Below are 23221 nucleotides of genomic sequence, written 5' to 3' on the forward strand. Positions count from 1 at the left end.
CTATAATGTAACCCCATGTTTTATAGCAGGAGCAAGTCTTTCATCATGGAGCAGGTTTATAATTTTTGCGCCGGACCGGCAATGATCCCGGCAGAGGTTTTAAAAAAAGCACAGCAAGAGCTGATCGACTGGAATGGACTGGGCACATCGGTGATGGAAATCAGTCACCGCAGCAAAGAGTTCGTAGTCGTCGCCAAGCAGTCCGAGCAAGACCTGCGTGACCTGCTGTCCATCCCTGATAATTACCACGTTCTGTTCTGCCATGGCGGGGCTCGTGCTCAGTTTGCGGCTGTACCGCTGAACCTGTTGGGTGAGGCCAGCAGTGCCGATTATGTGGATGGTGGCTACTGGGCTCATAGCGCGGCCGAAGAGGCGGAAAAATACTGTTCGCCGAATATCATTGATATTACCTGTGAAAAAGACGGTAAACGTGCAGTGCTGCCTGCCGCACAATGGCCGCTGTCAGATGATGCAGCATTTGTACATTTCTGCCCGAACGAAACTATCGACGGGATTGAAATCCGTGACTTGCCTGTTACCGATAAACCGATTGTCGCGGACTTGTCCTCAACAATTCTGTCCCGTGAAATTGATGTCTCCAAATATGGGGTAATCTATGCTGGTGCACAGAAGAACATCGGTCCTGCCGGCCTGACGATTGTGATTGTCCGTGATGATTTGCTGGGTAAAGCCAGAGCTGCCCTGCCAAGCGTGCTGGATTACACCGTACAGGTCGATAAAGAGTCGATGTTTAACACCCCGCCGACATTTGCCTGGTACCTGGCCGGTGAAGTCTTCAAGTGGCTGAAATCCATTGGCGGTGTGGCAGAAATGCAAAAACGCAATGAAGCCAAAGCCAAGGTACTTTACGATTACATCGATCAGTCAGCGTTTTACCGTAATGAGGTCCATTCGGACAACCGTTCTCTGATGAATGTCCCGTTCCAGCTGAAGAACCCTGAACTTGATGCCCTGTTCCTGGAGCAGGCTGAAGCGGCGGGTCTGAAGGCGCTGGCAGGGCACCGCGCGGTCGGTGGAATGCGTGCGTCTATCTACAACGCAATGCCTATTGAAGGTGTTCAGGCTCTGGTCGACTTCATGGTGAAGTTTGAGCAGGACAATGCCTGAGTGAAGTCGTGAGACGACATTGTTGTACAAGTAAAAAGCCGCCGAGTGCGGCTTTTTCTTTTTCCATGCAGGACTGCGGCGCCGTTTTCTGTTCTTAGCCTTAAATTTTATTCATCAACAGATGCTTTTGATTTCAGCGGCGGTTGGGGGTAGATCAGGTTGTCGACGGCAAAACCAGCCTCTCGAGCCCGCTGCAGGTAATTGCCCAGTTGCGTCTCTGTTAATGACGGTTGACGGGCGAGAATCCAGAAATATTCCTTATTGTAGCCACTGACGAGTGCCACTGAATAATCCGGCTCGAGATAAAACACCACATAGCTGCTGTAAAACGGGCCAAAGAATGAAACTTTCAGGTGTGCTTTGTTTGGCTCACCGACAAAAACGGCGCGCCCCTCAGCCTGCTTCCATTCTTGATGACTTGGGTCATAACCACGGTTCAGCACGCTGATTGAGCCATCGCTATTCTTTTCATATGTTGCGGAGACTTGGGTCAGGCCGCGTTCAAAAGAGTGATCCAGCCGGGCAATTTCATACCAGGTTCCCAGGTAACGGTTCACATCAAAAGATGAGACTGGCTGAATGTTGTCCGGTATTCCGGTACATCCCTGTAAAAAGAACAGTGCAAACAAGGGAATGATGAATCGATCACGTTGTTTTCGACAAAGGCACATCAGCCAGTTCATGGTATCTCCTGATAAGTTTGAGGAAAAAAGCGCACTAACGGGTCAAAACAGCAAAATTAGACCTTAAACAGGACTGGCGAACCGCCATATTATTGGTTACTCTGCTGAGACTGTGACCAAACAGGATTAAAGATAATACAGATGGAAAGTTTAACGTTACAGCCGATAAACAAGATCAATGGTACTGTGAACCTGCCGGGTTCAAAAAGTGTTTCCAACCGCGCCTTGCTGTTGGCTGCGTTAGCAAATGGGACAACCCGCCTGACCAATCTGCTCGACAGTGACGATATTCGTCATATGCTCAATGCCCTGAGCTTGTTGGGCGTGAACTACCAGTTGTCCGACGATAAAACTGTTTGCGAAGTGACGGGAGTGGGCGGTGCATTTCATTCTGCTCAGCCCTTGGAGCTGTTTCTGGGAAATGCCGGTACGGCGATGCGTCCGCTGGCAGCGGCTCTTTGCCTCGGGCAAGGGGAGTACATCCTGACTGGCGAACCACGTATGAAAGAGCGTCCGATTGGCCACTTGGTTGATGCGCTGCGTTCTGCCGGGGCAGATATCACCTATCTGGAAAACGATGGTTTTCCGCCGCTGAACATAACCGGAACCGGACTGAAAGGTGGCAGGGTTGAGATTGACGGTTCGATTTCCAGCCAGTTCCTAACCGCGTTTCTGATGGCGGCCCCGCTGGCTGAAGCGGATACCGAAATTCGCATCATCGGCGATCTGGTTTCCAAGCCTTATATTGATATCACTCTGCATATCATGGCTCAGTTTGGCGTGAACGTGGAAAATCAGAACTACCAGGCCTTTATCGTTAAAGGCGGGCAGAGTTACCAGTCGCCGGGTGAGTTTCTGGTGGAAGGTGATGCGTCCTCAGCGTCTTACTTCCTTGCTGCCGCCGCAATTCGCGGTGGTGAAGTGAAAGTCACCGGTATCGGCAAGAAAAGTATTCAGGGTGATGTGCAGTTTGCCGACGCACTGGCGGCGATGGGGGCTGACATCGAATGGGGCGATGACTATGTAATTGCCCGCAAAGGTGAATTAAAAGCCATTGATATGGACTTCAACCACATCCCTGATGCTGCCATGACCATCGCTACTGCGGCGTTGTTTGCGGAAGGTACGACCGCAATTCGCAATGTGTACAACTGGCGCGTCAAAGAAACTGACCGTCTCAGTGCCATGGCAACCGAGCTGCGTAAAGTGGGCGCGGAAGTGGAAGAGGGTGAAGATTTCATCACTATCACACCGCCGGCTCAGTTGCAGCATGCGGCCATCGATACTTACGACGATCACCGTATCGCAATGTGTTTCTCGCTGGTGGCATTGAGTGATACGCCGGTAACCATCAATGATCCGAAGTGTACGTCAAAAACCTTCCCGGATTACTTTGATAAACTGGCCATTCTTAGTCAGTAACTGGCATAATTTCAGACCGTTGTCCGACAACCCGCCATCACGGCGGGTTGTTTTTTTATTCGTTAATGGTCCAGAAGATAACCGGATTACAGATTGGTATCACCGCCTATTTTCCCGTATACTATGGCCCCGCTTGGGAGCGGTAATACGCATCAGTGTTGCCCGTCTGACTCGCGCAGATGCGTATTACTGCTTACATTAGAACAAGTTCGGAGAAAACCTATGTCTACTCACGCGCCAGTGATCACTGTCGATGGACCAAGCGGTGCCGGTAAAGGCACACTGTGTATGCTGTTGGCAGAAAAACTGGGCTGGAAGCTTCTGGATTCAGGTGCGATTTATCGTGTGTTGGCTCTGGCGGCTATCCATCACGGCGTTGATCTGGAATCAGAAGATGCCCTGGTACCACTGGCGGCGCATCTGGATGTTGAATTCATTGCGGAAGGCGAGTTGGTGAAGGTGATCCTGGAAGGTGAAGATGTTTCCGGCGAACTTCGTAAAGAAGAAACCGGCATGGCTGCCTCCAAAGTTGCGGCACTGCCTCGCGTGCGTGAAGCGCTGCTGCGACGTCAGCGTGCTTTCAGCGAAGCACCGGGTCTGGTCGCTGACGGCCGAGATATGGGAACCGTAGTTTTCCCGCAGGCTGAAGTGAAAATCTTCCTTGATGCAAGTGCAGAGGAACGTGCAGAACGTCGTATGAAGCAGTTGCAACAGAAAGGCTTAGATGTTAACTTTGACCACCTTTTGAAAGAAATTCAGGAACGTGACCATCGAGATCGCAATCGCGCGGTCGCGCCGTTACGTCCCGCAGCTGATGCTTTGGTGCTAGACTCTACTGAGATGTCAATAGAGCAAGTGACCGAACAGGCATTAGCGTATATTGAACAGAAATTATCTGCTGAGTAATCAGCATGATCGCGTCGGTTTCACGGATGAAAACTGACTTTACTATCAACCCCATGCGGTAGGATACCCGTGGTTGTTTATTAAATTGAAGATTGAATAATGACTGAATCTTTTGCTCAGCTCTTTGAAGAGTCACTAAAAGAAGTAGAAACACGTCAAGGTGCCATCGTTAAAGGTACTGTTGTAGCTATCGAAAACGGTTATGTACTGGTTGACGCAGGCCTGAAGTCTGAGTCTTCTATCCCTGCTGAAGAATTCAAGAACGCTGCTGGCGAAATTGAAATCGAAATCGGTGCAGAAGTTGACGTTGCTCTTGACGCTGTTGAAGACGGCTTTGGTGAAACTAAGCTTTCTCGTGAGAAAGCGAAGCGCCACGAAGCTTGGATCGTTCTAGAGAAAGCTTACGAAGACGCTGAAACTGTTGTTGGTATCATCAACGGTAAAGTTAAAGGCGGCTTCACAGTTGAACTGAACGGTATCCGTGCGTTCCTACCAGGTTCACTGGTTGACGTTCGTCCAGTTCGTGACACTGCTCACCTGGAAAACAAAGAGCTAGAGTTCAAAGTAATCAAGCTAGACCAGAAGCGTAACAACGTAGTTGTTTCTCGCCGCGCAGTTATCGAATCTGAAAACAGCGTTGAGCGTGACGAACTGCTGGCTTCTCTACAAGAAGGCATGGAAGTTAAAGGTATCGTTAAGAACCTGACTGACTACGGTGCGTTCGTAGATCTGGGTGGTGTTGACGGTCTTCTGCACATCACTGACATGGCTTGGAAGCGCGTTAAGCACCCATCTGAAATCGTTAATGTTGGCGACGAGATCAACGTTAAAGTTCTTAAGTTCGACCGTGAGCGTACTCGCGTATCACTAGGCCTTAAGCAACTGGGCGAAGATCCATGGGTAGCTATCGCTAAGCGTTACCCAGAAGGCACTAAGCTGTCTGGTCGCGTAACTAACCTGACTGACTACGGCTGCTTCGTTGAAATCGAAGAAGGCGTTGAAGGTCTGGTACACGTTTCTGAGATGGATTGGACTAACAAGAACATCCACCCATCTAAAGTTGTTAACGTGGGCGATGAAGTTGAAGTTATGGTTCTGGATATCGACGAAGAACGTCGTCGTATCAGCCTAGGTCTGAAACAGTGTAAAGCGAACCCATGGCAGTCATTTGCAGAAATGCAAGCTAAAGGCGATCGCGTAACTGGTAAGATCAAGTCAATCACTGACTTCGGTATCTTCATCGGTCTTGACGGCGGCATCGACGGTCTGGTTCACCTGTCTGACATTTCTTGGAATGTTGCAGGCGAAGACGCTGTTCGTGACTTCAAGAAAGGCGACGAAATCTCTGCAGTTGTTCTGGCTGTTGACGCTGAGCGTGAGCGCATCTCTCTGGGCATCAAGCAAATCGAAGAAGATCCGTTCAACGGCTTCGTTGCTATGAACAAGAAAGGCGCTCTGGTAACTGGTACAGTTACTGCTGTTGACGCGAAAGGCGCAACTGTTGAGCTGGCTGAAGGTGTTGAAGGTTACCTGCGTGCATCTGAAGCTTCTGTTGACCGTGTTGAAGACGCAACTCTGGTTCTGTCTGTTGGCGATTCTGTTGAAGCTAAATTCACAGGCGTTGATCGTAAGAACCGCGTAATCAACCTGTCAGTTCGCGCTAAAGACGTTGCTGAAGAGCAAGAAGCAATGGCTGCACTGAACAAGCAAGATGATGCTGCGTTCGGTAACGCTATGGCTGACGCTTTCAAAGCTGCTAAAGGCGAATAATTGAGCATAGGGGGATCATTTTTCCCCCTAAGCGGTTATACTATTGAGAAACATACTAAAAACGGAGTGTTTATGACAAAGTCTGAATTAATTGAAAGACTATGCAGTCAACAAACACATCTTTCTGCCAAACAGGTAGAAGATGCAATCAAGGAAATCCTTGAGCACATGGCTTCAACGCTCGCTGAAGGTGACCGTATTGAAATCCGTGGCTTTGGTAGCTTCTCTTTACATTACCGCGCTCCACGTGTAGGTCGTAACCCTAAAACCGGGGATAAGGTTGAGTTGGACGGCAAGTACGTTCCTCACTTTAAACCAGGTAAGGAATTACGCGACCGCGTTAACGCTTCAATTATTGGTTAACCGCGTATAAATAAAAAAACGGCATGCTGTTAAGTGTGCCGTTTTTTTTTATGCGTTTTGATCATGGTCTGTAGAGCCAAAATCCTGCATAATCAGCCCATACCATCTGCCTTTACAGGTAAGCGAATTTTTTAAAACATAGAGCTTTTACTTTAGCAGATAGGTACAATCTATTTTTCATTCGAGTGAGAAGGATTCACGATGAAGATACTGACTGTTCTCGTATTGGTTGCCTGCTTTTTACTTACCCTTGCGTTAGGCGCCCAGAACCAACAGCTTGTCAATTTTGACTATTTGCTCGCTCAGGGTGAGTTCCAGTTATCAACTCTGCTTGGCATTGCCTTCGGTGCCGGTTTTATCATTGGTTGGATGATTTGCGGCCTGCTGTATCTGAAAGCCCGCTTCACTAAAAATCGCCTAGGCAAAAAAGTGGCTAAACAGCAGAAAGAACTGGAGCAGTTACGCGCTGAGCCTGTTAAGGAATAATCGTTAATGCTAGAGCTGTTGTTCCTGTTATTGCCGATTGCCGCCGGTTACGGCTGGTATATGGGTAACAGGAGCGCTAGTAACAAACAACAGGAGCAGTCTCACCACATGTCACGTCAGTACGTGACGGGGTTAAACTTACTGCTGTCAGATCAGTCTGACAAAGCAGTTGATGTGTTTATTGAGCTGCTCCAAGTTGACAGTGAAACAATTGATACGCACCTGGCTCTGGGGAATCTGTTCCGCAGCCGGGGCGAAGTCGATCGTGCTATCCGCATTCACCAAAACCTTATTGCACGTCCAAACCTGACCATTGACCAGCGCAATCTTGCATTGCAGCAATTGGCACAGGACTACATGGCCGCCGGCTTTTTTGACCGGGCCGAGAAAATTTTTGAGCAGCTGCTGGATGAGCCCGATCATCGCAAAGGGGCGCTGCAACAACTGCTGACCATATACCAGCAGACCCGCGAGTGGGATAAAGCCATTGAAATGGCGACGCAGCTGGTCAAAATGGGGAAATCCCGGCTCAAGCATGACATTGCTCACTTCTGGTGTGAGATGGCGATGCTGGAAATGAGTGCGCAAAATCCGGATAAAGCCAAGCAGATGCTGAAAAAAGCCCTGTCGGTTGATAAATCCTGTGTTCGTGCAACGATTATGCTGGCGAAAATCCTGATCACTGAGGACGACTTTAAAGCGGCTGCCAAGCAACTCGAAAAGGTGGTGGAGCAGGACATCGTCTTCGTTGGTGAGGCGCTGCCTTTGCTGCTGCAGTGTTATGAAGCCACAAATAATGAAGCCGGCTGGCTGCGTTTTCTGCACTATTGTGTGGAACATGAAGCTGGTTCAACCGCCGAGCTGATGTTAGCTGATGAAATTGCCAAGCGTGAGGGATCAACCTTAGCGCAGACGTTCATGACCCGGCAGCTCCAGAAAAATCCGACCATGAAGGGTTTTTATCAGCTGATGGAGTACCACCTGGACGAAGCCGAAGAAGGGCGGGCGAAAGACAGCCTGTCGACATTGCGCGGCCTGGTTGGTGAGCAGTTGAAAACCAAGCCTCATTATCGGTGCAGCCAGTGTGGATTTGCGACGCACTCTCTATACTGGCAGTGTCCTTCCTGTAAAGGGTGGGGATCCGTCAAACCGATTCGTGGTCTTGATGGTGAATAAGCATTCTTGAAAGCCCGTTCAGCAATGAACGGGCTTTTTTGTATTTAGTCTTTTCGCAATTAACCTCGCCTGACAAACGATTGGTCTCCTGAGAAAAGTGTCACTTTTGGTGCTTTTGTCGAAAAGCTTAAAAAATTCTCGATAAATGGACATTTTATTGTACAATCCTGACCGCCCTCAGCGCGCCTGTGCTCGCCGGGTGATTTGTGAACCGTAACTCAGCAGGAGATGCCATGTTAGATCCAAAAGTCATTGTTGCACTCGACTATCCAAGCCAGGACGAAGCCTTAGCTTTTGTTGACCGGATTGAGCCGGGTAGTTGTCGATTAAAAGTCGGCAAAGAGATGTTTACTTATTTTGGCCCTGATTTTGTGCGTAAACTGCATGATCGGGGCCATTCTGTATTCCTGGACCTAAAATTTCATGACATTCCGAATACCTGTTCCCGCGCGGTAGCGGCGGCTGCGGAACTGGGTGTATGGATGGTCAATGTCCATGCCAGCGGTGGTGAGCGTATGATGGCTGCATCACGTGATATTCTTGAGCCTTATGGCAAAGATCGTCCGTTGCTGATTGCGGTGACTGTACTGACCAGCATGGAAGCTTCTGATTTGCGTGGTATTGGTATTACAGCCGAGCCTCAGGAGCATGTACTGAATCTGGCGCGTCTGACGAAAAACAGCGGTCTTGATGGGGTCGTGTGTTCTGCTCAGGAAGCCAGCATGCTGAAATCAGAGCTGGGTACTGAATTTAAACTGGTGACGCCTGGTATTCGCCCAGCAGGCAGTGCCGCAGGTGATCAGCGCCGTGTGATGACACCGGTTGAAGCGGTACAGGCGGGTTCCGATTATCTGGTGATTGGCCGTCCGATTACACAGGCCGCAGATCCAGCCGCTGTGCTGGCTGAAATTAACCAGAGCCTGTCTTAATGTCATCAACTGGCTCTGGTGTTCAGAGCCAGTTGCATTGCCCTGTCAGTGTTTTATTCTTCTTGCTTCTTGCTTCTTGCTTCTTGCTTCTTGCTTCTTGCTTCTTGCTTCTTGCTTCTTGCTTCTTGCTTCTTGCTTCTTGCTGCTGCAGAACCGTATGGTTCGACTGGCACTGTCATCGAGCCTATGCCTTTTAGGGCATTATGATGTGCTTCACTGATGATAAATCGTGACAAAGCAGGCAGTTATCTTTTCCTGTCCGGCCTACACTGAATACAAAACTGAGTATTGTTCCCCAGTTGCCCCCCGATAAGCTTATCGGCGTGGGGCCATGCTGAAGGTGTGCGCTCGAACGCCGAACCGCCTCAGTGAAGGTCAGAGTATACCAATATCCGGTATGACAGCCATCGATACGGAAGCGCGATATGGAAACCACCCTGGATCTGTCTTCTCCTTTTGTTCGTCTTGCAATCGCCCTGTTGCTGGGGGCGATCATTGGTATTCAACGCGGCTGGGTAGAGCGTAATGAAGCTGCTGGCAGTCGGGTAGCAGGCATCCGGACATATTCACTGATTGGCCTGCTCGGTGGGGTTTGTGGGCTGTTAGCCAGTTTATACTCGGAGCTGTTTTTGGGTCTGTCCTTCCTTGGCCTGGCTGTGATCATTACTGTGGCCTACGCTTACCGTCTGCGGAGCCAGGCGAATTTGAGTATTACCGGCTTGATAGGGATGCTGCTGACGTTTCTGCTTGGCGCACTGGCCGTGGTCGAGAACCCAGCGCTGGCGGCATCTGCTGCGGTAATCACCGCCATTATTCTCGACAACAAGCGTGAGCTGCATGATGCCCTGTCTAAGCTGCAGGAGTACGAGCTGGATGCGGCTTTGCGCCTGCTGCTGATTTCTGTGGTGATGCTGCCGTTGTTGCCCAATGAGCAAGTGGGCCCTTTTAATGCGATAAATCCTTACGAAATCTGGTGGATGGTTGTCCTGATTGCCAGTATCTCGTTTATCGGCTACTTCGCCATGAAGATCGGCGGAGCTGAAAAGGGGATTCTGCTGACCTGTCTGTTTGCTGGCCTTAGCTCTTCGACGGCGCTGACACTGCAGTTTTCTAACCTTTCCAAACAGCAGCCTCGGTTGTGTGGGCTGCTCGCGAGTGGCATTTTACTCAGCTGCGGCACTATGTTCCCGCGTATTTTGTTCATCAGTTACGTGATTAACTCATCGCTGTTGAGCCTGCTCTGGTTGCCGATGACGGCCATGATGGTCGGTTTCTATCTGCCTGCCGCTTGGATCTGGAAAAAAAATAAAATGGACAGCCAGACCAACCCTGAAATGAAACAAAACCCGTTGGCACTTTCCTCAGCCTTGATGTTTGGTTTGGGGTTGATGCTGATTATATTGCTGGCGACCGCATTACAGCAGTGGTTTGGCAATACCGGGACCCTGATTCTGTCGGCGATTTCCGGGATCACCGATGTTGATGCCATCACGCTGGCATTGGGACGGCAGAGTATCGACACATTGACGCTGACGACGGCTGCCACCGGGATCTTCATTGCCTCGGCGGTTAACAGCTTGGTGAAAATGGGAATGGCGGTGGTTATTGGTGATAGCCGAATGGCAAAATTCGTGGTCTGGCCAATTCTTCTGGCGGTGGCTCTGGGGGCGGGCTCTGTGGTTCTGATGAGCTGAGCAAGGTTTGTTGTGCTGACACGTGGATAGTGCCAGCACATGCAAAGGGTCACACCCGCTCAGTACTCGATTTTGGGTGTCACGCTGCTGAGACGGTTGGTCCGGTCGTGGGCGGGGGCTGAAAAATGGCTGTCGAGCAGTTTCTGGGTCAGTGGATGTTGAGGGTTGTTGAAGACCTCCAGAGTCGGGCCTTGTTCGACCACGTCTCCGGTCTGCATGACCATCACCTTATCGGTGAAGTGTTTGATTACCCCCATATGCTGTGACACATAGATGTAGGACAGCCCCATCTCTTCCTGCAGTTCCAGCAGCAGGTTGATGATTTGCGAACGCATCGACATATCCAGACCGTTCAGTGCTTCGTCTGCCACGATGATACAAGGCTGAAGAATCAGTGCCCGGGCGAGAGAAACCCGCTGTTTCTGGCCGGTTGCCAGCATTTGTGGGTAAAAGTACGCATGTTCGGGTAACAGGCCAACCCGTTTCAGGGTCTCCATGATTCGACGCTCACGTGCCTGCGGGGTCATCTGGGTGTTTCGTTTTAATGGTCCTTCCAGGATCTTACCAATCTGAATGCGCGGGTTCAGGGAGGTGTTGGGATCCTGAAAGATCATCCGGATCAGCTTGCAGCGGGTCTGGTAGTCACGGTGAGCCAGTGGTTCGCCGTTGACACGAATAATCCCTTCCGTTGGCTCGACTACACCGGCCAGCATTTTGGCCAGTGTTGATTTGCCGGATCCGTTTTCACCGATGAACGCGATGGTTTCACCGGCTTCCAGCGAAAAGGAAACCGGTTTCACCGCTTCAATAGTACGACGATGAAACAGGCCTGAGCGATAGTGGTAATCTTTTTTGAGGTTCTCGACCTCTAGCAGCGCGCTCATTTATTGGTTTCCTCCATATTCAGCGGGAAGTGGCAGCTGAATTTATGGTTTTTAATCTTCCGTCGCTTCGGTACTTCGACGCATTTGCGCTGGGCGTGCGGGCAGCGGGGGCCCAATCGGCAACCAATCGGTAAGTGCTGCAACGGTGGGATCGAGCCGGGCAGGGTTTCCAGCTTACTTTTGTGCGGCAGGATATCGAGGTTGAAATCCGGCATCGCGCGCAGCAGGGCTTCGGTGTATGGATGATGCGGCGATTCCAACAGTTGCTGGCGGCTGCCGGACTCCACAGACTGGCCGCAGTACATCACGGTGATGCGGTCGGCCCATTGGGTTACGGCACTCAAGTCATGACTGACCAGCAAAATGGTGGTATTGCCGAGTTGGTTCATCCGGCTGAGCAGACGGAAAATCTGCGCTTGCGTGATCGGGTCCAGGTCATTGGTCGGTTCATCGGCAATGAGCAGGCGCGGGCGGTTAGCAATGGCCATGGCAATCATGACTTTTTGGCACTCACCGTCCGTCAGTTCGTACGGATAGCTGCGCATGACCCGGCGGTGCTCTTTAATCCCGACTTTATGGAGCAGGGCAATCGCCTGTTTTTGACGCCAGTGGAAGCGTTGCCAGAAATGTCCGTTGAAAGAGGACGATGGAATCGCTTCTTCCAACTGCGCCCCGACGTGCTCGCTGGGATCCAGACACGATGACGGTTCCTGGAAAATCATCGCAATTTCCCGGCCAACAACCTTTCGGCGCTCGCGTGGTGACAGGGCCAGCAGATCAATATCTCCCAGACGCAAACGGTCTGCGCTGACACGCCAGTTGGCTTTGGTCACCCCGGCAATCGCCTTGGCAACCAGACTTTTTCCTGACCCTGACTCACCCACAAGACCGCGGACTTCACCTTCATTGATGGTTAGGCTCATCCTGTCAACAGCTTTGACCATCCCTTGTGGGGTGTCGATTTCAATCGTCAGGTTTCGAATATCTAACAGTGGCATTAGTCAATCCCCGCATTAATGGCCTGGCGGAGTCCTTCTCCTACTAAGTTTACCACTAACACACTGAAGGTAATGGCCAGACCCGGTAATGTAACAGTCCATGGGGCCAGATAAATCAGTTCAATCGAATCGCCCAGCATGGCTCCCCACTCCGGCTGCGGTGCCTGAGCACCCAGCCCGAGAAAACCTAGGGCGGCAATATCGAGGATCGCGATGGAAATCGCACGCGTCAGCTCGTTGGTCAGCACGGTCAAAATATTCGGCAGTATCGAGTTATACAGCAGGTAGAAGTTATTGGCGCCGTCCAAACGGGCCGCGATGATATAGTCTTTTTCTACTTCGGTATGCACTGCCAGGTATACCGCGCGGATAAATCGCGGGATCAGGGCCAGCCAGATAGCCAGCAGGATGTTCACTTCCCCCGGCCCCATGTAGGCTACAACGATAATGGCGAGTAGCAGGGAAGGGATAGACATTACGGTATCCAAAACGTGGTTCAGGAAGCTGGATTTCAGACCCTGAGTCATCCCGGCCAGGACGCCAATTAGAATACCGATCACGGCAGAGGCCAGCGCGATGAGCACGGCGTAGCCGAATGTGAGCTGTGAGCCCAGAATCAGGCGGCTGAGAATATCGCGACCCAGATCATCGGTGCCGAAGAAAAATTCCACATGGCCGCTTGGATCCCAGGAGGGCGGCATCAACAGCTCACCAACCTGGCTGGCCGGCGCATACGGAGCCAGCAGCGGGGCCGCCAGCGTCACCAAAATCAGTAAAATAAGGCACCAGAAACCAAAAAAGGCGATCGAATTGGCGCGGAAGTTTTGCCAGGCGCGCTCCCATTGCGTCGGGATCTTGGTTTCCTGGTAAATGTTATTTGATAGCATACCATTCCTTGCGCACAAGCGGGTTAACGAAGGCACCAGCCAGATCAGACAGAATATTGGCCAGCAGGATAAAGCTGCCAACCGTTATTACGCCAGCCTGAATCGCCACATAGTTTTGCGCCGAAATGGCATCGAGTAGCCAGCGCCCGATGCCCGGCCAGTTGAAGATAGACTCGGTCAGCATGGCAAAGGTCATCATGGTCGAAAACTGCATCCCCAACTTAGGAATAATCGGCGGAATGGCGTTGCGCAGCACGTGGCGAGTGATGATTTCAAACATCGACAGACCCTTAGTTTGCGCGACTTTGATAAAGTTCTGATCCATCACATCCGAAACTGACGCCCGGGTCAGGCGAATAACTTCGGTGGTGGGTGCCATGGCCAGTACCAGAGTGGGCAGGATCAAATGGCTGATGACGTTCATCAGTGCTTCGGCGCGATAAGGCTGTGGTGACAGCATCACGTCGAACAGGGCAACCCCCGTCACCGGTTCAATTTCGTACAGCAGGCTGAACCGACCGGAAACCGGCAGCAGGCCCAGCTTCAGCGAAAACAGCATAATCAGCAGCAACGCCAGCCAGAACAGCGGAATTGAGTAGCCGACCAGAGTCACGGAGGAGATCACCGTGTCGATGAACCGGCCCCGTTTAACTCCGGCCAGCGTGCCCAGCGGAATCCCCACGACCAGAGATAAAATGAAGGCAAAGAAACAGAGTTCCAACGTCGCCGGAAAAACTGCGATCACTTCTTGCACAATAGGCACACCTGCCTGATTCATACCGAGGTTGCCAAAGCGCAGGTTATCCAGGTAAATGAACCAGCCCGACCAGAAAGAGCGCACGCTCCAGAAAGATTCAGGATCCAGGCGGAGAATACTGTAGCCAATCAGGGTTAGGATCAGCATGGTAATGATGAACAGGTTTAACCGTCGAATCGTATAAATAAACATACTAGTTTTCGTTCCGGTATACAGTCGAGAAAGAACGGGTGCCAAACGGGCTCATCTGCAATCCGCTCAGTGAGCGGTGATGAACCTGAAAATGGACGCCGTGTGCCAGCGGAACAATGGGAACTTCCTTATCCAGAATATCCTGAGCGACGTGGTAAAAATCCAGCCGTTGATCCAGTTTTGTGGTCCGGGAGGCAAGCTCCAGCAGGTTTTCAAAATCCAGATTACACCAGTTGGCGACGTTCAGACCGGCCTGTTTGGCATCGCAGGAAAGCAACGGACGCAGGAAGTTATCCGGATCGCCGTTGTCGGCAATCCAGCCGGCCAGAATCAAATCACTGTTGGCTTTATCAATAGTGCTGAAGCGACGAACCGAATCCTGCGTGATGATGTTCACTTTCACCCCAATGGCATTGAGGTCAGCCTGAATCAGTTCTGCCGTTTTGCGTGGACTCGGGTTATACGGACGCGGCTCAAGCGGTACCCACAGACTGAGCATCAGATTTTTCTCGTACCCGGCTTCTTTGAGCAGGGCCTGAGCCCGCTCCGGATCGTAATCGAGCGCCTGACTGTTATGGTTATACGCCCAGGACATTGGCGGCAGCAGGCTGCGCGCTTTAGTACCGGTGCCGTAGTAGACGGAATTAAGCAGATTTTCCCGGTTGATGGCGTGATTGATGGCCTGGCGTACCCGTACATCTTTCAGTTCCGGCTGATTCGTATCGAGCGCCAGAAACGCCACGTTCATGCCGGTCTGGGCATTCAATTCGTAATTGTCGTTATCGCTGATCACCGGTAACTGGCTGGCAACCGGTGACGACAAGACATCACACTCACCGCTGAGCAATTTAGCCAGACTGCCGGTCCCCCGCGAGGCGATATCGAAAACAACCTGTTCCATTTCTGCCTGACCCTGCCAGTAGCCCGGATGGCGTTTTAAACGGACAAAATCATTTGGCTGATAGCTGTAGAGCGCGAACGGACCGGTGCCAATCGGTTTGCGGTCAATTTGATCCGGCTTACCGGCACGCAGCAGGCTGGAAGCATATTCCGCCGAGTGGATAACGGCGTAGGTGGTTGCCATGTTCGCCAGAAAGGCGTTATCCGGGCGCTTCAGGTTAAAGCGCACGGTATAAGGGTCGAGAATTTCTATCTCTTCTATCAGGTTGGCAAAGCCCTGGCTGTCAAACCAAGGGTAACGCCCGCCGGAGACCGCGTGATAAGGATGATTTGGGTTGATGACCCGTGAAAAACTGAATGCGACATCCTGCGCGTTAAACTCGCGGGTCGGGGTAAACCAGGGCGTGGTCTGAAAGGCGATGCCTTTTCGCAGCTCAAACGTGTATGCCAGACCATCTTCACTGATAGTCCAGTTACTCGCCAGTGCCGGGGTCGGCTGGTGGCTGACCGGATCCAGCAACAGCAGGCGGTCAAAAATTTGCGCCGCCAGCGTATCGGCCGTTAGCCCTCCGTCAGTCAGTTGAGGGTTGAAGGTTGCCGGCGTATCTTGCCCGCAATATACAAAGCCGCGGCTGCGTATATTGCTGTCCTGCTGAGGGTCGCTGCAGCCAACCAGGCTGGCCAGGCTGACACACGCAAGCAGAAGACGAGTATAAGCGCTCATAAGATAAGAAATTTTCTGAAAACAAGGTTACAAATTTACCATTATCCCACTGACACACCAAGCCATCAGCTATAAATACCTGCCAGGGGCAGGTGTTTTATGATGGGAAAATCACCAATTAAGCAAAGTGGACCCGCAATTAAGTCTCATTGCTGCCAACCAGCTGATATTTTCTCAGCAGGCCTCTCAGTTGATGGTAGCTTAAGCAAAGCAATTCAGCGGCTTTCCGCTGATTAAACTGGCTTTGTTCCAGCGCTTTTTGGATCAGTTCAACTTCCTGATCCTGTTGCCACTGGCGAAAGTCCAGGGGCAACTCCGGCGTATGGGATACTGACAGCGTGGAAAACAGCGCCGACGGGGAAGCGAGGTCAGCTGGTTGAGTGGTTGCTGCATGGACCTCAGTTTGTTTTGTGCTCGGTGACAAGGATTTGTCGTGCCAGGGCGCATGGAACGGGTCGAGGATAACCTCACCAACTGGCTCATCTTCCAGACCGTGGCGAAAGACAGAGCGTTCCACCACGTTTTTCAACTCCCGGATATTCCCCGGCCAGCTGTAGTCCTGCAGCATCGCTTTGGCGTGCCGCGTGAAACCGGCAAAATAGCTGTAGCCCAGCTCCCGACACATTCTTACTGCATAATGTTCGGCGAGGGGCAGAATATCGTCCTGGCGCTCCCGTAAAGGGGGCAGGTGGATGATGTCAAAGGCCAGCCTGTCCAGCAGGTCCGCCCGGAATTTTCCGTCTTCAGCCAGTCGCGGCAGATTTTCATTGGTTGCGCAGATCAGCCGCACATTGGCCTGACAGGTCCGGCTGCCCCCGACCCGTTCATATTCGCCGTATTCAATGACCCGCAGCAGTTTTTCCTGCACGCCAAGGGGCGTCGTACCCAGCTCATCCAGGAACAGGGTGCCGTTTTCTGCCCGCTCAAACCGTCCCTGATGGCGGCCTTTTGCTCCGGTAAAGGAACCGGCTTCGTGACCAAACAGCTCGGAATCAATCACCCCGTCGCTCAGGGCGGCACAGTTGAGTGAAACCAGCGGCTGATCCCAGCGTCGGGACAGATAGTGAATACGCTGTGCAATCAGTTCTTTACCTGTGCCTCGTTCGCCAAGAATCAGCACTGGGCGATCCAAAGGGGCCAGACGTGATGTATGATCGAGAACAGTGAGAAACGCCTCGGACTCTCCAATCAGATTATCAGGTTTTCGCATGGTCAATCTCGCTAACTATTGGCGTATATCCTCAGACTTTAGCACCGCTATAGAATGGGTGAAATCATAAGCCTATGATATTTAATGAAATTAAAAGTTGGCACAGTTGTTGTAATAACTGATGTAAGCTTGAGACATGAAACCATGCAAGCGACAGCATAACAAGCTGACTACTTCGCATATTCAACAACTGGAGAAAATGATTATGGGTATCTTTTCACGCTTTGCTGATATCGTAAACGCGAACGTTAACTCTTTGCTAGATAAAGCAGAAGACCCGCAAAAAATGATCCGCCTGATCATTCAGGAAATGGAAGACACACTGGTTGAGGTACGCACCTCTTCCGCCCGTGCCCTGGCCGACAAGAAAGAACTGCAACGTCGCATTCAGGCCATCGAATCTCAAAGTGCTGACTGGCAGCAAAAAGCCAGCCTGGCACTGGAAAAAGGCCGTGAAGACCTGGCCCGCGCCGCGCTGATTGAGAAGCAAAAGCTCAATGATGTGGCGCTGACACTGAACGAAGAGTACAAGCTGGTTGAAGAGACCATTAATAAGCTGAGTACAGAAGTGGCGGAACTGGAGCGCAAGCTGCAGGAAACCCGAGCTCGTCAGCAGGCACTGGTAATGCGTCATAAGACGGCCGACACCCGCCGTGATGTTCGTCGTCAGCTGGATACCAGCAAAGTGGACGAGGCAATGTCGAAGTTTGAGCAATACGAGCGTCGTATTGACGAGATGGAAGCCGAAGCCGACAGCTACAGCATTGGCCGTGGCAAGAGTCTGCAAGACGAGTTTGCTGATCTGCAAGCCCAGGATGACATTGAAAAAGAACTGGCGCGCATGAAAGCCAACCTGAAGGACAAAGAGTAATTCAACGGTCTGAATATCGCTTGGTATGATATTCGGTGTGGCAATCCTATTAAAGTAACTGACTGAATCTGCGCGAAAAGGAGAAAAAAATGTCTATGGGGTTTATTGTTGGTCCGCTCATCGTGTTTATGATCTTTGTAGCCCCGTTGTGGCTGATCCTGCACTACCGCAGTAAAAAACATGCGGGTGAAGGCTTATCCGGGGACGATCACCAGAAACTACAGGAGCTGGTGGCGCGTGCAGAGCAGATGAAAGATCGGATTGTGACACTGGAGCAGATTCTGGATGCAGAAGCGCCGCAATGGAGGCACAAGCAATGAATAAGACCCTTTACCGAGATCCCAAAAACGGCAAACTTGGCGGTGTGTGTGCCGGTATTGCCGAATATTTCGGGATGGAAATCTGGCTGGTTCGGATTCTGACGGTGTCAGCATTCCTGCTGGGGGTCGGATTCTTTGTCACCCTGGCGTATTTTGCAGCCTGGTTATTTCTCGACAAAATGCCGGAAGAGCGTGAGCAGCAACATTCGGTATACCGGGAGCATCATGTGAAGCAGAAGGCATGGCAGGCCGGTCAGCCAGCGGGGCAGATTTTGCGAAATGTCGAAAGTGAACTCAATGGCATGGAGCAGGAACTGCGCAAGATGGAAGCCTACGTCACGTCAACCGCCTTCAAGGTTGATCGCGAATTCCGCAACCTGTAAGCGTTCGGGTGGTTAAAAGCAGGCGAAAGCCTGCTTTTCTGTTTGTGTATGTTCTGTCCCGCCGTTTGTTTTCTGGCTTGGCACTCTTTTCTGGCTATCGCCAGAGGGCGACGGATTCCAGTCTGCTGACTAACCGATAATTTGAATGATCCTTTTATTAACCTGAACTACTGATTCATCCCAGGTTAATCAACGCTTTATTATTATCTTCTCCGCTAAATGTTTGAATCAGGAATTGCTATGAACCGATTTGGCAGTGAGTTAAACAAACTTGTTAACCGTAGTCTGGACCGTCATGTCCGGCTGGCGGTAACGGGTCTGTCCCGGGCCGGGAAAACCGCATTTATCACATCACTGGTGAATCAGTTGATGCATGTCAGTACTAACCCCCGGCTACCGTTGTTTTCAGCTGTGCGGGAAGGCTATTTGCTGGGAGCCAAGCGCGTGCCGCAAGTAGACATGCATGTTCCGAAATTTGGGTATGAAGAAGGGATGAGTGCCCTGCTGACCAGTCCGCCGGCTTGGCCGTCGCCGACCCGGGATGTGAGTCAGATTCGTCTGGCATTGCGTTACAAGCCACAAAAAGGGCCACTGAAGTTGCTGCAGGATACCGCCACGCTTTATCTCGATATTGTGGATTATCCGGGGGAATGGCTGCTCGATTTACCGCTGCTGGACATGGATTTTGTGGCCTGGTCGCGTCAGCAGGCGCAGGTATTGAAAGGAAAACGGGAAGAGCTGGCGCACGACTGGCTGGCTGAGGGTGAACAGTTTGATCCGCTGGCTCCGGCTGATGAGGCGCTGATTGAACGTATTTCGGCCCGTTTTACCGAGTACCTGTTTAAGTGTAAGGCCGAAGGGGGCTTGCACTGGGTGCAGCCCGGCCGGTTCGTGCTGCCCGGTGAACTGGCTGGTGCGCCGGTTATTCAGTTCTTTCCTATGGTCTGGTTCGATAAAGTCACTGAGCAGCAACTGGCAGAGGCGGGCGAAGACACCAATGCCGGCATGCTGAAAAGCCGTTACCGCTACTATCAGCAGCATGTCGTCAAAGCGTTTTATAAAGAGCACTTTGCCAAGTTTGACCGGCAAATCATCCTGGTCGACTGCCTGCAGCCGCTTAACACCGGGCCGGAGTCGTTCAATGATATGCGGCAGGCTCTGGATCAACTGATGCAAAGCTTTCGTTATGGCCGCAGCTCGTTGCTAAAGCGGCTGTTTTCGCCTCGGATTGATAAAGTGCTGTTTGCTGCGACCAAAGCGGATCATGTGACCCCGGAGCAGCACCCGAATCTGGTGAGTTTGTTGCAGCAACTGGTTAATGAAGCCTGGCAGACCGCTTCTTTCGAAGGCATTCAGATGGATTGCCTCAGTCTGTCGTCCATTCAGGCGACGGAGCCCGGTTTTGTTGACTATCAGGGGCGTCAGGTGCCGGCGCTACGTGGCCACACCTTATCCGGCGAAGCCAAAACCCTGTTTCCGGGAGACGTACCGCGTCGCTTGCCGTCAGATGAATTCTGGCAAAGCAGTGAATTTGATTTTCTTAATTTCCGACCATTGGTGGCGCAGAGTGACGAACCGCTACCGCATATCCGGATGGACAAAGCCCTTGAATATCTGTTGGGGGACAAATTGCAATGAATAACAAATATCAGGGAAAAATCGTTTTTGATGAACCGGCCGATGCATCATCGACGGATAAGCCAAAAAGGGCAGAACACGATTTAACTGCCGCGATGCAATTTGCTGAGCAGGAGACGTTTCTGCCGGAGCAGGCCTCGTCGGCCGCATCGGTTGAGAAGGCGTTGGAAAAAACGTTGTCAGCCCGTCCTAAACTGCGGACACGCTGGCTGAAAGGTCTGCTGGCCGGTACCGCCGTTATGATTGGCTGGCAAACGGTCGACTATGTCGTGACGGCGGTTCAGAGCGGTGACTGGCTGAGTCTGGGCTGGAGCCTGCTGGTGGCAGGCGTAGCCACGGCCGGTATCACTGCGCTGGGGCGCGAGTTTGTCAGTCTGCGCCGGTTACGCCAGCGCCAGAGCGAACAAGAGCAGGCTCAGGCGATGCTGGAAGCCGATGGTATCGGTCAGGCCAAAGGTTTTTGTATGCAACTGGCTCGCAAGGCGCGGATTCAGGAAGAGCACGCCGGGTATGATCGCTGGATGCAATCATTGGCAGCCACGCATAATGATCGTGAAGTTCTGCAGCTGTATGACCAGATGGTACTGGCACATCAGGACAAGCTGGCTCGTCAGCTGGTTACCCGCTATGCCACGGAAGCGGCGGTCATGGTTGCGGTCAGTCCGCTGGCAGTGGCAGACATGCTGCTGGTGGCCTGGCGTAACTTCCGCCTGATTGAGCAAATCTCGGCAGTATATGGCATTGAGCTGGGTTACTGGTCACGGATCAGGCTGGTGAAGCTGGTACTGGCGAATATGGCGCTGGCAGGGGCAAGTGAGGTGATTATTGATAACAGTATGGATCTGCTGTCGATGGATCTGGCCGGGCGGATGTCGACCCGAGTTGCACAGGGCGTGGGCGTGGGCCTGTTGACCGGCCGACTGGGGCTGAAGGCAATCAGCCTGATGCGGCCAATGCCATGGCTGTCGGACAATCAGCCGAAACTGAATGATATCCGGAAAGATTTAGTCCGCCGTCTGGCTGGGATGAAAGAAAGCAGAGAAAAATAATGAAATTGAGCGCACCGTCATTATTCACTGTCTTGACTGCATGGAAGGGAAGACGCAAACTTCATGGTGTCAACAATTCCTGACACCTTGGAAGAGAAGAATATGAGGCTACAAGTCTTTTGTGAAGACCGACTTGGTATAACCCGTGAGTTGCTGGATATCTTGAGCAGCCGGAAAATTGACTTACGTGGGATTGAAATTGATCGGGTAGGGATCATTTACCTCAATTGCCCTGAAATTGAATTCGAGCAGTTCAGTCAGCTGATGTCACAGATTCGTCAGTTGGACGGGGTGACGGATGTTCGCAAAATTCAGTTTATGCCGACTGAACGTGAGCACAAAGAGCTGAAAGCGCTGCTTGAAGCTCTGCCGGATCCGTTCTTCTCTATCAGTTTGCAGGGGAAAGTTGATCTGGCCAACGATGCTGCTGAAATGGTTCTGGGCAAAAGCCGCAATGAGATTGTGGGCGAAAATATCCATGCGCTGCTCGGCTTTAACGTCCACCAGTGGCTGGAAAAAGAGAGCGCCGGGAAACGCAGTGAGCTGATTGTGCTGGCGGGTATGGACTACGTCATGGAAGTGATGCCAGTCTATGTGGCTGACGAAAGTGAAGAGCAGGTGCTTGCCAGTGCGGTGATATTGCTGAAATCCCTGTCTGAAGCCAAAATGCCACTGGCTATGCGCCAGCTCAGCGGTGATAACGGCTTTGAGCATCTGGTCGGCCAGTCTTCACGTTTTAAGCAGCTGATATCACAAGCCAAGAAACTGGCGATGCTGGATGCGCCGTTACTGATTCAGGGCGAAACCGGTACCGGAAAAGAAATGCTGGCACGCGCCTGCCATCAGCGTTCCCTGCGCCGTGATAATCCGTTCCTGCTGGTGAACTGCATGTCGATGCCTGACAATGCTGCGGAAACTGAACTGTTCGGTATGGCGGCAACGGCCACGGAGCCGGGCAAGAAAGGGATTTTTGAACAGGCTGATGGCGGTACGGCTTTTCTGTATGAAGTCGGGGAAATGTCAGAGCACCTGCAGATTAAACTGCTCAGATTCCTGCAGGACGGCAGTTTCCGCCGTGTCGGTGAAGAGAAGGAAGTGAGGGTTAACGTCCGGGTGATTTGCTCGACCCAGAAGAAGCTGCCGGATCTGGTGGCTGCCGCACAGTTCCGTGAGGATCTTTACTATCGCCTGAACGTCCTGTCGCTGGTGGTGCCGCCACTGCGTGAGCGGACAGCTGATATTGTGCCACTGGCCGAGCTGTTCCTGTCTCAGTTTGCTCAGGAACTGCAACAGGCCAAACCGGCCATCTCGCCGGAGGTCGCGCAATATCTCAGCCAGTACGCCTGGCCGGGTAACATCCGTCAGCTGCGCAATGTCTTGTTCCGGGCCATGACTCAACTGGATAGCGGTGAGATGCGGGTGGAAGATGTCCAGTTACCGGAAAATGAGTCCACGACGGTCATCAGTGAAGAAACGCTGGACGGTTCGCTGGATGACATTATGAAGCGTTATGAGTCCGGGATCCTGACCAGCCTGTATCGCAGCTATCCGTCTACCCGGAAACTGGCGAAGCGCCTCGGGGTTTCGCATACGGCTGTAGCAAACAAGCTGCGTGAATACGGAATCAACAAACACTAAGAGAGAGTTTAAGGCGTTGCGAGGGTGCAGCTCGCTAGCTAACGACTTAATCGGTGATTTAACAGGGAGGCCATGGTGCCTCCTTGTTTTTTTTGGGCCTAATAGCTTCCCAGCTTCCCAGCCTCTCAATCTCAAACCTCTCAATTTCAAAGACTCTCTGTCCGCAGAATGTAGCGCTGACCGCGGGTGAAAAGCCAATCTGCGATAAAACGC

At 51.8% G+C, this 23221-nt stretch carries 23 protein-coding genes; 15 read left to right on the forward strand and 8 right to left on the reverse strand.

The window, feature by feature from the left end:
* Positions 1 to 45 precede the first annotated feature (45 nt).
* Positions 46 to 1128 (forward strand): 3-phosphoserine/phosphohydroxythreonine transaminase, encoded by a 1083-nt coding sequence (gene serC / locus C9I92_RS11965; RefSeq protein WP_047883345.1) that lies wholly within the window; start codon positions 46 to 48, stop codon positions 1126 to 1128.
* A 107-nt stretch (positions 1129 to 1235) separates the two neighbouring features.
* On the opposite strand, the gene C9I92_RS11970 is transcribed toward serC, so the two are convergent.
* Complete coding sequence (locus C9I92_RS11970; protein WP_242551852.1) at positions 1236 to 1811, reverse strand: lipocalin family protein; 576 nt, start codon at positions 1809 to 1811, stop codon at positions 1236 to 1238.
* A 141-nt stretch (positions 1812 to 1952) separates the two neighbouring features.
* On the opposite strand from C9I92_RS11970, the gene aroA reads away from it, so the two are divergent.
* The 7 genes from aroA (at position 1953) to pyrF (ending at position 8863) form a co-directional block, all read left to right on the forward strand.
* Positions 1953 to 3233, forward strand: a complete 1281-nt coding sequence (aroA, locus tag C9I92_RS11975) for a 3-phosphoshikimate 1-carboxyvinyltransferase (protein WP_047883346.1) — start codon at positions 1953 to 1955, stop codon at positions 3231 to 3233.
* A gap of 222 nt (positions 3234 to 3455) precedes the next feature.
* A complete protein-coding gene (cmk, locus tag C9I92_RS11980) occupies positions 3456 to 4139 on the forward strand; it encodes a (d)CMP kinase (protein ID WP_047883347.1) in 684 nt (227 codons plus the stop codon).
* Between the two features lie 99 nt (positions 4140 to 4238).
* Positions 4239 to 5909 carry a 30S ribosomal protein S1 gene (gene rpsA, locus C9I92_RS11985; protein WP_047883348.1) on the forward strand — a complete coding sequence of 557 codons (1671 nt, stop codon included), beginning with the start codon at positions 4239 to 4241 and terminating at the stop codon, positions 5907 to 5909.
* 72 nt (positions 5910 to 5981) lie between these two features.
* Complete coding sequence (ihfB, locus tag C9I92_RS11990; RefSeq protein ID WP_047883349.1) at positions 5982 to 6272, forward strand: integration host factor subunit beta; 291 nt, start codon at positions 5982 to 5984, stop codon at positions 6270 to 6272.
* Between the two features lie 201 nt (positions 6273 to 6473).
* Positions 6474 to 6758 (forward strand): LapA family protein, encoded by a 285-nt coding sequence (locus C9I92_RS11995; protein WP_047883350.1) that lies wholly within the window; start codon positions 6474 to 6476, stop codon positions 6756 to 6758.
* A gap of 6 nt (positions 6759 to 6764) precedes the next feature.
* Positions 6765 to 7934 carry a lipopolysaccharide assembly protein LapB gene (gene lapB / locus C9I92_RS12000; RefSeq protein ID WP_047883351.1) on the forward strand — a complete coding sequence of 390 codons (1170 nt, stop codon included), beginning with the start codon at positions 6765 to 6767 and terminating at the stop codon, positions 7932 to 7934.
* A 233-nt stretch (positions 7935 to 8167) separates the two neighbouring features.
* Positions 8168 to 8863 (forward strand): orotidine-5'-phosphate decarboxylase, encoded by a 696-nt coding sequence (gene pyrF, locus C9I92_RS12005; RefSeq protein ID WP_047883352.1) that lies wholly within the window; start codon positions 8168 to 8170, stop codon positions 8861 to 8863.
* 53 nt (positions 8864 to 8916) lie between these two features.
* Here the strand turns inward: pyrF and C9I92_RS25785 are convergent, their stop codons facing one another.
* Positions 8917 to 9042, reverse strand: coding sequence for a hypothetical protein (locus C9I92_RS25785; RefSeq protein WP_282958008.1), 126 nt, complete (start codon positions 9040 to 9042; stop codon positions 8917 to 8919).
* 246 nt (positions 9043 to 9288) lie between these two features.
* Between C9I92_RS25785 and C9I92_RS12015 the strand changes: the two genes are divergently transcribed.
* A complete protein-coding gene (locus C9I92_RS12015; protein ID WP_047883353.1) occupies positions 9289 to 10557 on the forward strand; it encodes an MgtC/SapB family protein in 1269 nt (422 codons plus the stop codon).
* Positions 10558 to 10616: 59 nt separating this feature from the next.
* Here the strand turns inward: C9I92_RS12015 and C9I92_RS12020 are convergent, their stop codons facing one another.
* From C9I92_RS12020 to pspF, 6 genes are all read right to left on the reverse strand, one after another.
* Positions 10617 to 11441 (reverse strand): peptide ABC transporter ATP-binding protein, encoded by an 825-nt coding sequence (locus C9I92_RS12020; protein ID WP_047883354.1) that lies wholly within the window; start codon positions 11439 to 11441, stop codon positions 10617 to 10619.
* Positions 11438 to 12439, reverse strand: a complete 1002-nt coding sequence (locus C9I92_RS12025; protein WP_047883355.1) for a peptide ABC transporter ATP-binding protein — start codon at positions 12437 to 12439, stop codon at positions 11438 to 11440. Before C9I92_RS12025 ends, C9I92_RS12020 begins: the two co-directional genes overlap by 4 nt.
* Complete coding sequence (gene sapC / locus C9I92_RS12030; RefSeq protein WP_047883356.1) at positions 12439 to 13326, reverse strand: putrescine export ABC transporter permease SapC; 888 nt, start codon at positions 13324 to 13326, stop codon at positions 12439 to 12441. The genes C9I92_RS12025 and sapC overlap by 1 nt, the downstream gene beginning before the upstream one ends.
* Positions 13313 to 14275, reverse strand: a complete 963-nt coding sequence (locus tag C9I92_RS12035) for an ABC transporter permease (RefSeq protein ID WP_047883357.1) — start codon at positions 14273 to 14275, stop codon at positions 13313 to 13315. The genes sapC and C9I92_RS12035 overlap by 14 nt, the downstream gene beginning before the upstream one ends.
* 1 nt (position 14276) lies before the next feature.
* Positions 14277 to 15899, reverse strand: a complete 1623-nt coding sequence (sapA, locus tag C9I92_RS12040; protein ID WP_047883358.1) for an ABC transporter substrate-binding protein SapA — start codon at positions 15897 to 15899, stop codon at positions 14277 to 14279.
* A gap of 139 nt (positions 15900 to 16038) precedes the next feature.
* On the reverse strand, positions 16039 to 17109 hold the full coding sequence (pspF, locus tag C9I92_RS12045) for a phage shock protein operon transcriptional activator (RefSeq protein ID WP_047883359.1): 1071 nt from the start codon (positions 17107 to 17109) through the stop codon (positions 16039 to 16041).
* Positions 17110 to 17314: 205 nt separating this feature from the next.
* Between pspF and pspA the strand changes: the two genes are divergently transcribed.
* The 6 genes from pspA (at position 17315) to tyrR (ending at position 23008) form a co-directional block, all read left to right on the forward strand.
* Positions 17315 to 17980, forward strand: coding sequence for a phage shock protein PspA (gene pspA, locus C9I92_RS12050; RefSeq protein ID WP_047883611.1), 666 nt, complete (start codon positions 17315 to 17317; stop codon positions 17978 to 17980).
* Between the two features lie 89 nt (positions 17981 to 18069).
* Entirely contained in the window at positions 18070 to 18300 is a 231-nt protein-coding gene (gene pspB / locus C9I92_RS12055; protein ID WP_047883360.1) for an envelope stress response membrane protein PspB, read from the forward strand.
* Positions 18297 to 18683 (forward strand): envelope stress response membrane protein PspC, encoded by a 387-nt coding sequence (gene pspC / locus C9I92_RS12060; protein WP_047883361.1) that lies wholly within the window; start codon positions 18297 to 18299, stop codon positions 18681 to 18683. Before pspB ends, pspC begins: the two co-directional genes overlap by 4 nt.
* Positions 18684 to 18923: 240 nt before the next feature.
* On the forward strand, positions 18924 to 20321 hold the full coding sequence (locus tag C9I92_RS12065) for a YcjX family GTP-binding protein (RefSeq protein WP_047883362.1): 1398 nt from the start codon (positions 18924 to 18926) through the stop codon (positions 20319 to 20321).
* Positions 20318 to 21370 (forward strand): YcjF family protein, encoded by a 1053-nt coding sequence (locus C9I92_RS12070; RefSeq protein ID WP_047883363.1) that lies wholly within the window; start codon positions 20318 to 20320, stop codon positions 21368 to 21370. The genes C9I92_RS12065 and C9I92_RS12070 overlap by 4 nt, the downstream gene beginning before the upstream one ends.
* A gap of 102 nt (positions 21371 to 21472) precedes the next feature.
* Positions 21473 to 23008 carry a transcriptional regulator TyrR gene (gene tyrR, locus C9I92_RS12075; RefSeq protein ID WP_047883612.1) on the forward strand — a complete coding sequence of 512 codons (1536 nt, stop codon included), beginning with the start codon at positions 21473 to 21475 and terminating at the stop codon, positions 23006 to 23008.
* Positions 23009 to 23221 lie beyond the last annotated feature (213 nt).

The sequence above is a fragment of the Photobacterium ganghwense genome, assembly GCF_003025595.1.
Lineage (GTDB): Bacteria > Pseudomonadota > Gammaproteobacteria > Enterobacterales > Vibrionaceae > Photobacterium > Photobacterium ganghwense.